Below are 12530 nucleotides of genomic sequence, written 5' to 3' on the forward strand. Positions count from 1 at the left end.
TTGTTAGTACACTACAGTTACCGTACCATTCTTTTTCACTACCTCGTTGGTACTGGCATTTGTATATTCCATTATCCACACATAGGTGCCCACATTCAGCGGCGTATTATTCTGCCGGCCGGTCCAGCCCACCTGTGGATCTGTGGTGTAGTAGATACGGGCGCCCCATCGATCATACACGCTTAGCTTAAAGTCTGCCAGCGCACACCGGTATATAGGCCGGAAATAGTCGTTTCTGCCGTCATTATTGGGACTGAATGCCGTAGGCAGGTATACCTGGCAGTCGCAATCCTTAAATAGCACGTTAATGGAATCTACGGCCTGCCCGCAGGTATTGGTGGCCACCACGGCATAATAGCCTTGTTCTGTTACCGTATAGATGGGCACCGTGGTGCTGTCTTGCCATTTATAGCTACCGCCTGCGCCTGCAGGATGCAGCTTAAGCTGTTCTCCCCGGCAAAGCAGGGTATCTGGTCCCAGGTTTACCCGCAGGGTATCGTCATACAGTACGCGGATGGTATCTGAGGAGATACAGCGGCCGATCTGCGCCCGTACATAGTACCAACCCGGTTCCCTTACATAGAAGGTGGCCTGGTCAGAGCTATCCTGCCATTTATAGGTACCGGTGCCAAAATCGGCGGTCAGCACGAGGAACTCGCCTTTACAGATGGTGGTATCGTTACCCAGGTCTACCCCGCGGAGGCGGTTATAGTCCACCACCACGGTATCCAGTACTTCGCACTGGCCGTTCACCTGCACAAACACCCAGGCTTCTGCCGGGCGGCTTACGGTGATGGTAGGCGTGCGGGATCCGTTATACCATTGAAAACGGGTAGCGCCGCTTACTTTGGGATCCAGCACGATGGACTCGCCGGGACAAAGCAGGGTATCCGGTCCCATAGAGAAGGGATATTCCTGGCCGCCAAAAGTGAGGGAAACTGTATCCTTGTATATGCCGCAACCGCCGGCGTCTACTTCTACCATATAGGTGCCGTCAGTGGTCACTACATAGGTAGAGGCTTTTTCTCCGGGAATGGGAGTAAAGTCGCGGTACCACTGATAGCGGCCGTTCTGCGAAGTAGCATCCAGGCGGATGGCCTCATTGATACAGAGCAGGTGATCCGTTCCCAGGTCTATTTCCGGAATAGGCGTATAGAACACGTTTACGGAGTCTGTGGCCCAGCAGCCGTTCACTTTCACTTTATAAGTGCCAATGGTGTCTGCTACAATGCTGGAACCGGTAGAGTCTGCCCTTGGCGACCATTCATAGGTAGCCCCTGGCTCTACAGGCCCCTGCAGCACGAGGCTGGTACCCTCGCACAGCGTGGTATCCGTATTACCCGGAAAGGCAAAGACGATAGGCTGCACAATGGTAATGGTTTGCGTGGTGGTATCCGCCACGCCTGCCCGGTAGGCAATAAGGGTAACGGTATACGTACCAATAGTGGCATATACGTGGCCTCCCTCCATATCTGTGGTGGTATTGAGGGCGCCGGAAGGCGTATCGCCAAAGTCCCATTTCACGGAGTCAATCCCCATCTCGTCTGTGATGGTAAAGATGATCAGGCTGTTCACACAAGTCTGGGAAAAGGTAAAAGGCGTAAGTACCAGGCTCTTTGAAGGAGCGGCATACGCATTATGCGGCCCGGCTACGCCGACGCAGAAAACAGCTACTAAAAGCAATAGGATAGCTGGTATTCGGAAATGGAAGAGGCTTCTCATGTATGGGACATGGGTGTTGGCACTAAATTAATAGAAAATTATGGATATATAGTTAATTTTTTTCATAGAATGGTTTTACGAAATGCACTAACTAATTCACTGCCATTAACATCTGATTAGCAAAAAAAACTTATTGGTATGTTACCTTTGCTATGAGAACAGAGCAACAAAGACAGGCGTTATGTCCTTTGTCTTTATCGGGGCTGACCAACATACCATGGTCAGCTCCTTTTTTTATACTTGTTCCAGTATGTTGATGAACTATTTTTATGATGCTAAGAGTATTGTTGATTTTGGCCAGTTCCCTTTGGTGCTCACTGCTCAATTTGTCCGGACCTATAACGATACATTTCACTAAATCTTATGGTAGAGCCCGTATTTTTTCGAAAGGTAATTAAACCGGTAGCAACTTGCAATATATTTCACAAAAACCTTATAGATGTCTGAGGCGGTTTTTTATAACTGGTTCAGCTTAATGAGTTTGCTCTAAAAAAGGTTTGCGGCGCCCACCGCTATGCTGGTGTTTCAAGATGTTTACCTGCAATGAGGTTATGCGCTTTTACTTCCTTCCTTAACTCTATCTAAGGCCTACCGATAACGATGGCTATACCGGCTATTATTCTTCTAACGGTCTTGCTGCTACATACCGCCGCCATTTCTCAATTACCCCTTTGAAATCTTCCGGTAAGGGGCTTTCAAATTGTATAGGCTGGCGGGTACGTGGATGTATGAAGCCCAGGGTCCTGGCATGCAATGCGTGGCGGGGCATGATCTCAAAGCAATTTTCTATGAACTGTTTGTATTTATTGAAGACGGTACCTTTTACAATACGGTCGCCGCCATAGGTATCATCATTGAACAAAGGATGGCCCATATGCTGCATATGTACCCTGATCTGGTGGGTACGGCCCGTCTCCAGGCGGCAGGCGATAAGGGTCACATAATTGAAGCGTTCCAGCACTTTATAATGGGTGATGGCTTCTTTGCCGTAATCGCCATCCGGGTAAGCATCCATGATCTTACGGAAACGTTGGTGCCGGCCTACATGGGCTACAATAGTGCCTTCATCCTCCTCAAAATCGCCCCATACCAGGGCCATGTACTGGCGTTGTACGGTATGGTCAAAGAACTGTTTGGCCAGGTCGTTCATGGCCTTATCAGATTTGGCCACTACCAGCAGTCCGCTGGTATTTTTATCTATACGGTGTACCAGACCAAAGCGGGGGATCTCCGGGGTAATGGCGCGGGTATGGTCATCGCCCAGGTACCAGGCCAGGCCGTTCACCAGGGTACCGGTATAGTTACCGCAGCCGGGGTGTACCACCATGCCGGGCTCTTTATTGATGATCAGGAGGTCCTCATCCTCGTACGCTATATTCAATGCCAGCTCTTCCGGTACCACCTCTGTGCTCTCCGGGCTTTTGCTGGAGAACACGATGATCCGGTCTGCCGGCTTTACCTTATAATTGGATTTTACTGGCTTATCGTTCACCAGCACCATGCTGGCGTCGCAGGCCTGCTGTATTTTATTACGGGTAGCATTTACTATCCGGTTCATCAGGAACTTGTCTATACGCAACGGTTCCTGGCCTTTATCCACCACCATATTTATCCGTTCGTACAGCTCCTCGCTGCCTTCTCCGTTGTCCAGCTCATCTTCCAGTTCCAGTAATGCTTGCGACATGTTTGATCGTATAATTTTTGCAAAGGTAGTTTATTTCAACGCATGCCGCCCCTTCTGACGGCTCCGGGTGATTCCCTATCTTTGTGGCATGAAACAACAGATCAACGTAGACGACCTTGGACTGATTGAATATCAAAAAGCCTGGGATTACCAGGAAAGCCTGTTACAAAAGAATGTTCAGATCAAGCTGGCGGCCGCCCGCGCAGCGGATAACGTGCTGACTACCAGCCATTATCTGCTGTTTTGCGAGCATCCGCCGGTATATACCCTTGGTAAAAGCGGTCATATGGAAAACCTGCTCATCAACGAAGAGCAGTTGAAGGAAAAGGCCGTTTCCTTCGTGCCCAGCAACCGGGGAGGGGATATCACCTTCCATGGCCCCGGCCAGATCGTAGGATACCCCATCCTGGACCTGGAAAATTTCTTCACAGACCTGGGCCGCTACCTGCGCTCCCTGGAAGAAGTGGTGATCCGCACTGTAGCGGATTATGGCGTTACCGCCGGCCGCTCCAAAGGCGAAACAGGCGTTTGGATAGCGCCGGAGCAGCCCACAGAAGCCCGTAAGATCTGTGCCATGGGCGTGCGCTGCAGCCGCTGGATCACCATGCACGGGTTTGCGCTGAATGTAAATACGGACCTCAATTATTTTAATGATATCATCCCCTGCGGTATTACTGATAAGAAAGTAACTTCCCTTGAGCAGGAATTGGGCCGCCAGGTACCCCTGGAAGAAGTAAAGGCCACCCTCCGGAAACATTTTGCAGAAGTTTTTGAAGCGGAGTTGTTATGACGGAAAAACTATCGGCGGAGAGATGGCCGATAACGTATAGCTATTCAAGGACGCATGTTGCAGAACTATTAAGGCGCAACCCATATGAAACTCGTGTGCAACTCGTATTAAAAGCGTTCACACCCTAGGGTAAAAGCGTTGAACACTGGGGGTAAAAGCGTTCAACTTTCTTTTATCCTTGTTAATCTGGTATTCCTATCGTTCATATTTCAGGGAGTTACCCCTGCCGGACAGGTTTCAAAAAGCGGGCTGCGCCTGCCGCGGGTATTTCGGTTAGGAAGCTGGCTGTAGGAGCCGCGCCAGCCGAGGCCCGTTTTTGAATCCTGCCGGCAAGGCAGGAGGCTGCGGGATCAGATGTGGGATACCGTATTTACCATCGTAAGACTATAAAGACTATAAGGCGCTAAGACCCTAAGACCCAAATTAAGACTTATCTACGACCTATAATTCAGCGGAATAAAAAAGCTCCACTTCTCCTTTAGCTTTCCATCTTCAAACAGCTCAAAATTGAACCATCCGGAATGCAGGAAAATAGCCTTTTCGAGTATCAGGAAGGGCTCCTTTACTTTGTCGATCTCAAAGAGGAATGCGCCGGTGGCTTCATAGAACTTAACGGAATAATTCTTTTTAGGCGCTTCCGGCAGGTTGATGTTCACGTTGCCGTCCACAGTGGTATAGATAGTGTTGGAAGGATGCCATATGACCTTTTCGGGCGCTTTTTCGGGTGACTTGCCAGTTGCGGTAGGCGGCCCGTTGGTGATATCTTCTGCCTGCAATTTGGTGCTGGCGCTGATGGTGCTGTCCGGTACGGCCAGCACTACCTTACTGTACATATAACGGCCTGTGTTGAACAGGATGAACAGGCGGTAGTAGTTGGTGCCGGGTAAAGGCTTATTATCCAGGAATACGTTACGGGTTTGGGTAGGGTAGGAGGCGTACGCTATTGTATTGAAGTTGAGCACACTATCAAGGGAGCGCTGGATGCCGATCTGTTTTACATTGGTAAAACCCGATAACCATTCCAGCTGGATCTTGCCGGTTTTGATTAAGGCCATAAAGTCGGGCAGTACCGGTGGGGTATACTGCTGCGACTGTGCGTTCACCGACAGGGTGAATATGGAAAATAGTAATGCAATAAAAGATAAACGCGCGATCTGCTTCATACGTCAAAAACAAGTTCCTCTTTAGTGGTTCCTCCCGCCTTACCGGTACCTGTATATCCATATGCCGGATGGGTGCTACCTTACCGGGATGGATGCTGATGATGGTGTAACGGGATTTTCTATCAAGTTGGCAAAAATACAATTAGCCCCCAATATAGCGAACAGCTTTTTAAAAGCATAAAACGCCGGGAGGAAGGGAAAGATTGCCCTGTAAGCCGCCGGTATGCAGGAGCAGGATGCGGCTGCCGGCCGGAAAGTGTTGCTGCACCGCCAGTTCGCGGAAGGCCCATACCATTTTGGCGGTATAGATCATATCCAGCGGCACCCGGGTTTGGTTATAAAAATCATTCATAAAAGTAATCAAAGCGGGCGTGGCTTTAGCGTAACCGCCTATATGGAAATCATGGTATAATTGCCAGTTGACGCTGATATGCGGGCGCAGCAGTTGGGGTATTTCCTGTTGCAGGTACGCAGCCCCTTTTAGTACTACAATACCGATTACCTGCTGGTGGGGTAGTGCGCTGTTAATCAGGCCCGCCAAGGTCGTGCCTGTGCCTACCGGGCACATAATATGTGTGTATGGATGGGTGGGCGCCTGAGACAAGATCTCCTCGCAACCCCGTACGCCGGCGGCATTATGGCCGCCTTCGGGGATCAGGTAGCCTTCCGGGAATTGTTGGCCCCAGGGGTAGGTATCCTTTTGGCGGTAGGCTTCCCGGCTAATGAATTGTAGCTCCATGCCGTATTGCTGCGCCTGTAGCAGGGTATGGCTTAGCTGAGGGGCGGCCTCGCCGCGGATAATGCCAGTGCTTTGCAGGCCGGCCATGTGGCAGGCAGCGGCGGTGGCGGCTATATGGTTGGAGAAGGCGCCGCCAAAAGTAACGATGCGGGTTTTACCCGCTGACCGGGCCGCTTCCAGGTTGTATTGCAACTTAAACCATTTGTTGCCGGATACTTCCGGATGCAGCAGGTCTAAACGCAGCATGGCTGCCTCCTGACCTGGAGGCAGCCATGCTGGTTGTATGGATTGTATCTGTATCAAAAGCTGTAAAGGCCTGCAAGATACTATACAATGGCTAATAGCTAACTGCTAAAAGCTAACAGCTAGTTAAACAGCGCATTGCGCAGGTTAATGTTAGCGCCTTTTGTGCGTACGGTTACACCCAGTTCACCAGCGCCTCCGGCGTTAAAATACTGCAGCTTCACCTTATGGAAGCCCGGGCGGAGGGGCAGGATGCCCGTTTTCTCCATGGGCGCATGTTCGCCGTCATTGTCTATTACCACTTCATCGTCTATGTACAGTACGGCGCCATCGTCGCATTTGAGGTTGAATTCGTAAATACCTTCTGTATCTGCCTTCAGGTATCCTTCGTAGGCTACGCTAAAAGCGTTCTTAGACAGGAAAGGGCGGATATCGAATGCTGGTTGTACGCCGCTGCTGTCTGCCTGACCTTTTATCTGCCTGGCATTTTTAAAGGCATGGAAATAAGCGTTAAAGCGGGCCCCTTTGTTGGCAGGATTTACGTTGGCAGCCGCCACATAATCCCGGCGCAGGTAGGTAGCGCTGTATACGGCGCTTTTACGGCCGGAGGGCGTTACCACTATGCACTTAAGCACGGTAGGCTCTTTGTGCAGGGCCAGGTTAATAGGCTCCGTATAACGGCTGCTGCTGGCGGTAGGCTCGCTGCCATCCGTTGTATAGTAGATCGCTGCGCCATCTACCATGGGGCGCAGGGTAACGGTGGTATGGTTGGCGGTGGTCACATTATTTTCCAGGCCGGCGGGCTCCGGTATGCGGAAGGGAATATGGGCTTTGTCCATACGGGCCAGCTGGGCGGGCAGGCGTTCCAGGAAACCGGGGTAATCCTTGGCGCTAGCCGGTGACCAGGTGATCTCTGATACGGCCAGGGCGCGGGGCCAGGTCATATAGTCCACCACCTGGGCAGTAGGCATGTACTCTGTCCAGATGTTCGCCTGCACGCCTTTGATATAGGATTGCTCTTTGGCGTCCAGGGTGGGGGGCAGTGGCTCATAGTTATATACGGCCTGCAGGGGCAGGTAACCGCCAATGGTCAGTGGTTCGCTTACCGGGTTGCCCTGGTAATAATCCAGGTACAGATAGGTGTTGGGCGTCATGATCACATCGTGGTGCTCTTTGGCCGCGGCAATACCGCCTGCTTCGCCACGCCAGCTCATAACGGTGGCATTGGGCGCCAGACCGCCTTCCAGGATCTCGTCCCAGCCTATGATACGGCGTCCTTTGCTGTTCAGGAACTTTTCCATGCGCTGTATAAAATAGCTTTGCAGGGCATGTTCATCCTTGAGGCCCAGTTCCTTAATGCGGCGTTGGCATTTGGGGCATTCTTTCCAGCGGTCCTTGGGGCATTCGTCGCCGCCAATGTGGATGTACTGGCCGGGAAACAGGTCTATTACCTCTGTGAGCACATCCTGGAGAAAAGTATATACGGAGTCATTGCCCGCGCAGTACACTTCTTTATCCACGCCCCATTTGGTAGCCACATGATAGGGGCCGCCGGTGCATCCCAGGTTGGGATAGGCTGCCAGTACGGCCTCTGAGTGGCCGGGCATTTCGATTTCCGGGATAATGGTGATATGGCGGTCTGCTGCGTATTTCACCACCTCGCGGATCTCATCCTGCGTATAGGTGCCGCCATGCGGTATGCCGTCATAAGTATTGCTGCGGGCTGCATGGCCTACCACCGTTTCTTTACGGGTGGAGGAAAGCTCCTGCAGGCGCGGGTATTTCTTGATCTCTATATGCCAGCCCTGGTCATCTGTTAAGTGCCAGTGGAAGGTATTGAACTTGTACTGCGCCATTACGTCTATGTACTGTTTTACATAAGACACGGGGAAGAAATGGCGGCCGCAATCCAGCATCAGGCCACGGTAGGCAAAACGGGGCGCGTCTGTAATACGTACGGCGGGTACGGTAAGCCCGCTGCTGCCCTGGGCACTGATGAGCTGTTCCAGGGTTTGCAGGCCATAGAACATGCCGGCGCCGTTACCGCGGATCTGGACCATCTTATCAGTGATCCAGAGGCTATAGCCTTCTGCCGGCTGTTTTTTATCATTTACAATGATAATTTGCCCGTTGGAAACCACGGTGCTGGCCTTGTGGGCGGATAAGCTAACCCCCTGTTTATCCTTCAGGAAGCTAACCAGCAAGTCTGCCACCTTTTTGGATTCATCGTCTCCATAGATAACCAGCGTATTGTTGCCGGCGGTGAAACTGCCGGGCAGTACCTGTACAGACTTAGGCTGCGGGATGATACGGATAGCCGTTGACGGTTGCTGGGCCCAGGCGGTAATGCATAACAGCAACGCCCAGGATGACACTAAAAATTTTCTCATGTTTATAGTCGTGGTTATGTTTTTCTGGTTCCGGCAGCCTTTAAGCTGCTTTAATAAGTAACGTGGATGTTATACATATTACGCGGCGCAACGCATTTATACCCACTGCCTTTGCGGGCCTCTCTACCTCGTGCTGCCCCTGGCTTTTTCCCCACATCCCTTGAAAAAGTGCGTGTGAAAATACTTTTAATGATTAAATTTAACGCTGATATTTATGGTTAAATATTTGAAAATTAAAAACTAATCAGTAGAAAATGAAACCAACGTTATTGATCCTGGCCGCAGGAATGGCAAGCCGTTATGGTAGCTTAAAGCAGATACAGCAGTTTGGTCCCAGTGGCGAAACGATCGTGGATTACTCTATTTTCGATGCCATACGCGCTGGTTTCGGTAAGATCGTGTTCATTATCCGTAAGGATTTTGAAAAGGAGTTTAAAGAGATCTTTGAGCCCAAGCTGAAAGGCCGGGCAGCTACAGATTATGTTTACCAGGAGATGGACGCCTTTACCGGCAAGTACCCGGTACCTGCTGAACGTTCCAAGCCCTGGGGCACCGCCCACGCGGTATTATGCGCCAAGAACGCTATTAACGAGCCTTTTGCCGTAATTAATGCAGATGACTTCTACGGCCGGGATGCTTTCGAGAAAGCGGCCGATTTCCTCAATAACCGTTGCAAACCAGACGTGTATGCCGTAATAGGCTATGAGCTGGGCAAAACTATCAGCGAGCATGGTTCCGTTTCCCGTGGCGTATGCGCTGCAGATGCTAATGGTAACCTGGCTGCCATCAACGAAAGGACCAAGATCTATAAAGATGGCGGCGAGATCGTGTATGAAGACGCTGATGGCTCCAAACACCCGCTCACGCCTGATACCCCGGTATCCATGAACTTCTGGGGCTTCCATCCTTCCGTATTCGACTTTAGCGAAGAGCAGTTCAGCGAGTTCCTGGAAAAGAACCTGAGCAATCCTAAGGCGGAATTCTTCATCCCTATCGTGGTAGATCATTTTATCAAGACAAAGGGCGTGGTGAATGTAATACCTACCAGTTCCCAATGGTTTGGCGTTACCTATAAGGAAGATGCGCCGGGCGTACAGGCCAGCCTTTCTGCCCTGGTAGCCGCCGGAGAATATCCTGATAATTTATGGAAATAAGACCACATGCGTTTATACTGCAAGCTTTTGATATCGATGCCCCTGGCACCGGTATCAAAAAGTTTGGCAGTGGTCATATCAACAATACCTTCCTGGTAGAAAAGGAAGATGGTAGCCGTTTTGTGTTACAGCGTATTAATGCCGCCGTGTTCCGGGAGCCGGAAATTATAGCCCGCAACCAGCGTATGGCGGCGGATTACCTGGCTAAACACCACCCGGGTTACCTGTTCATCACGCCCGTGCCCACCGTAGAAGGGGAGGACCTGTTTGTGCTGGAAGATGAGTACTGGCGTATGATCCCCTTTATAGCCGGTTCTGTGACCGTAGACCAGGCAGATGTACCGGCGCAGGCCTACGAAGCGGCCCAACAGTTTGGGCGCCTGGCGCGCCTGCTGGATGGGATAGACCTGCAGCATTTTGGGGCCAGTATTCCCAATTTCCATAACCTTACGCTGCGGTATGCCGCCTTCCAGGAAGCCATCCGGCATGCCGGGGAAGAACGCCGCCGCCAGGCAGAAGCGCTTACAGAGGCATTCCTGCGCTATTCAAACATTGCGGTCACTTATGAGCGCCTGAAAACGGATCCGCATTTCCGCGACCGTCTCATGCACCATGATACCAAGATCAATAATGTACTGCTGCAGCAAGGTACCTATAAAGGGCTTTGCGTATGCGATCTGGATACGCTGATGCCGGGCAAGATCATCTCTGACCTGGGCGATATGGTGCGCACTTACGTGTGCCCTGTATCTGAAGAGGAGCAGGATTGTGACCGCATCGTTATCCGTGAGGACTATTATGAGGCATTGATGGATGGTTACCTGTCTGAGATAGGGCCTTCGCTTACGAAGATAGAGCGGGAGCAGCTGTTCTTTGCCGGCCAGTTCATGATCTATATGCAGGGTATCCGTTTTCTTACAGACTTCCTGAACGGGGATATTTACTATCCCATTAAATACCCGGATCATAACTACAACCGGGCTAAGAATCAGCTCACGTTATTAGAGCGTTTGCAGGAAAAAGAACCTGTTTTACGGGGCATTATCAGCAAATGTCTTGGAAAAGCAAGGAATGATATATAATAATCTTTTTATTTTGGTTGATAATTTCTAAGTTGGGAGTTAAATTTTTAAATATCTTCAAAAAATGACAACCTGTTTGCGAAATATCAAAATTTTAAAAGTTTATTGCTTTTTCGTGCATACTCTAATACATTTGTAGTCACAGTTAAAAAATACACACCTCCAATGTGGGTAAATAAAGACAACAATAAACTCAATCACATCGTACCGCAGCTCAACTGGGCCATAACGCTGGTCGTGATCGTCGTTGTCATTATAAGCCACCAATATGGAGGATAGGTCGACGTGTAAAATCACAACTAAGATATAATCGCCTTCCTCCGCAAAGAGGAAGGCTTTTTTTTTGAGCAGTAATCCATCTAAATCGTAAACGGTCAAACAACATTAAATAAGCTTATAATTTCTAAATCATATGTACAGCTACTACAACGAGAACACCATTCTTTACTTTGACGGTGAGTACCTGAAAGCCACAGAGGCTAAAATAGATTTGTATGGTCAATCCCTGCATTATGGTTATGCTGTTTTTGAAGGCATCCGCGCCTACAAAACAGAAAAGGGCGAAGTGAAAATTTTCAAGGCTATGGAGCACTTCGACCGGTTCAAGCGTTCCTGCGAGCTGATACACATCCCTTACAACTACAACAATGAAGAGCTGGTAGCCGCTTGTTACAAGGTGCTGGAGCTGAATAACATGGAAGAGGCGTACATCCGTCCGCTGATGATATGTCCGCCCAACATGACCCTGAAAGCCGCCAGCGAGTCACATCTGCTGATCTGTGCATGGGAGTGGGGCGCGTACCTGGGCGAAAAGCTGCTGCGCGTAATGACCTCTTCTTACCAGCGTCCTAATCCGAAGGCGTTCCAGATCGAATCCAAATCGTCCGGATTGTACGTAAACTCCATCCTGGCTTCGCAGGAAGCAAAACAGAATGGTTATGACGAAGCGCTGCTGCTGGACATTAACGGTAATGTAGCAGAAGGCCCCGGCGCCAACATCTTCTTTGAAAAGAACGGCAAATTGTTCACCCCTCCTCCCGGCAACATCCTGCCAGGTATTACCCGCGCTACCGTGATCGAACTGGCCCGCGAGCTGGGTATTCCCCTGGAAGAGAAGTTATTCACTATTGAAGAGCTGAAACAGGCAGAAAGCGTATTCTATTGCGGTACTGCTGCTGAAGTGATTGGCTGGGACTCCCTGGACGGTCAAACCTTCCCCAAACCCTGGACCGAATCCCTGGGCAAATTATTACAACAGGCCTACAAAGCCAAAGTGCTGGAAAAAGAATTCAAGCGCGAAGCAAAAGTGGCTTAAACCCATCATAACGGAGTGCGGAATTCACGGATTCCGCACTCCGGGATTTCTTTGGAATCCGGAATTTCGACCTTACGATTTGCAGTGCAGTAAAGGGTTTGAGCCATAAAAGCACGGATTTGAAAACCGTGTATCCGTTAATTGTTGGTTTGGCGCTTCCCACTATTACTGACTATTTTGTAGCCTCATAAAGTCCTGCCTGGTGGCGGGATAGAGGGAACTTTTTTTCTCAAAAAACAGGAACCTGG

The 12530-nt window shown here is 50.2% G+C and carries 9 protein-coding genes; 4 read left to right on the forward strand and 5 right to left on the reverse strand.

Translation table 11 applies throughout. From position 1 onward, the window contains the following. Positions 1–3: 3 nt before the first annotated feature. Complete coding sequence (locus tag F0L74_RS18510) at positions 4–1722, reverse strand: T9SS type B sorting domain-containing protein (RefSeq protein ID WP_149839362.1); 1719 nt, start codon at positions 1720–1722, stop codon at positions 4–6. A 616-nt stretch (positions 1723–2338) separates the two neighbouring features. Next, positions 2339–3406 (reverse strand): RluA family pseudouridine synthase, encoded by a 1068-nt coding sequence (locus F0L74_RS18515; protein WP_149839363.1) that lies wholly within the window; start codon positions 3404–3406, stop codon positions 2339–2341. Positions 3407–3494: 88 nt separating this feature from the next. Between F0L74_RS18515 and lipB the strand changes: the two genes are divergently transcribed. Then, positions 3495–4196 carry a lipoyl(octanoyl) transferase LipB gene (lipB, locus tag F0L74_RS18520; RefSeq protein WP_149839364.1) on the forward strand — a complete coding sequence of 234 codons (702 nt, stop codon included), beginning with the start codon at positions 3495–3497 and terminating at the stop codon, positions 4194–4196. A gap of 434 nt (positions 4197–4630) precedes the next feature. On the opposite strand, the gene F0L74_RS18525 is transcribed toward lipB, so the two are convergent. The 3 genes from F0L74_RS18525 to F0L74_RS18535 form a co-directional block, all read right to left on the reverse strand. Further along, entirely contained in the window at positions 4631–5359 is a 729-nt protein-coding gene (locus F0L74_RS18525) for a hypothetical protein (protein ID WP_149839365.1), read from the reverse strand. Between the two features lie 169 nt (positions 5360–5528). Continuing rightward, a complete protein-coding gene (locus F0L74_RS18530; RefSeq protein WP_213087012.1) occupies positions 5529–6401 on the reverse strand; it encodes a 1-aminocyclopropane-1-carboxylate deaminase/D-cysteine desulfhydrase in 873 nt (290 codons plus the stop codon). Between the two features lie 62 nt (positions 6402–6463). Continuing rightward, entirely contained in the window at positions 6464–8731 is a 2268-nt protein-coding gene (locus tag F0L74_RS18535) for a family 20 glycosylhydrolase (protein WP_149839366.1), read from the reverse strand. Between the two features lie 254 nt (positions 8732–8985). Between F0L74_RS18535 and F0L74_RS18540 the strand changes: the two genes are divergently transcribed. From F0L74_RS18540 to F0L74_RS18550, 3 genes are all read left to right on the forward strand, one after another. Next, entirely contained in the window at positions 8986–9885 is a 900-nt protein-coding gene (locus F0L74_RS18540) for a sugar phosphate nucleotidyltransferase (RefSeq protein WP_149839367.1), read from the forward strand. Further along, positions 9876–10967 (forward strand): phosphotransferase enzyme family protein, encoded by a 1092-nt coding sequence (locus tag F0L74_RS18545; RefSeq protein ID WP_149839368.1) that lies wholly within the window; start codon positions 9876–9878, stop codon positions 10965–10967. The genes F0L74_RS18540 and F0L74_RS18545 overlap by 10 nt, the downstream gene beginning before the upstream one ends. Positions 10968–11379: 412 nt before the next feature. Beyond that, a complete protein-coding gene (locus F0L74_RS18550; protein WP_149839369.1) occupies positions 11380–12282 on the forward strand; it encodes a branched-chain amino acid transaminase in 903 nt (300 codons plus the stop codon). Positions 12283–12530 lie beyond the last annotated feature (248 nt).

The organism is Chitinophaga agrisoli (assembly GCF_008386695.1).
GTDB lineage: Bacteria > Bacteroidota > Bacteroidia > Chitinophagales > Chitinophagaceae > Chitinophaga > Chitinophaga agrisoli.

Coding starts and splice junctions, on each gene's coding strand:
- F0L74_RS18510 (WP_149839362.1), bottom strand. CDS start 1,722: ATGAGAAGCCTCTTCCATTTCCGAATACCAGCTATCCTATTGCTTTTA.
- F0L74_RS18515 (WP_149839363.1), bottom strand. CDS start 3,406: ATGTCGCAAGCATTACTGGAACTGGAAGATGAGCTGGACAACGGAGAA.
- lipB (WP_149839364.1), top strand. CDS start 3,495: ATGAAACAACAGATCAACGTAGACGACCTTGGACTGATTGAATATCAA.
- F0L74_RS18525 (WP_149839365.1), bottom strand. CDS start 5,359: ATGAAGCAGATCGCGCGTTTATCTTTTATTGCATTACTATTTTCCATA.
- F0L74_RS18535 (WP_149839366.1), bottom strand. CDS start 8,731: ATGAGAAAATTTTTAGTGTCATCCTGGGCGTTGCTGTTATGCATTACC.
- F0L74_RS18540 (WP_149839367.1), top strand. CDS start 8,986: ATGAAACCAACGTTATTGATCCTGGCCGCAGGAATGGCAAGCCGTTAT.
- F0L74_RS18545 (WP_149839368.1), top strand. CDS start 9,876: ATGGAAATAAGACCACATGCGTTTATACTGCAAGCTTTTGATATCGAT.
- F0L74_RS18550 (WP_149839369.1), top strand. CDS start 11,380: ATGTACAGCTACTACAACGAGAACACCATTCTTTACTTTGACGGTGAG.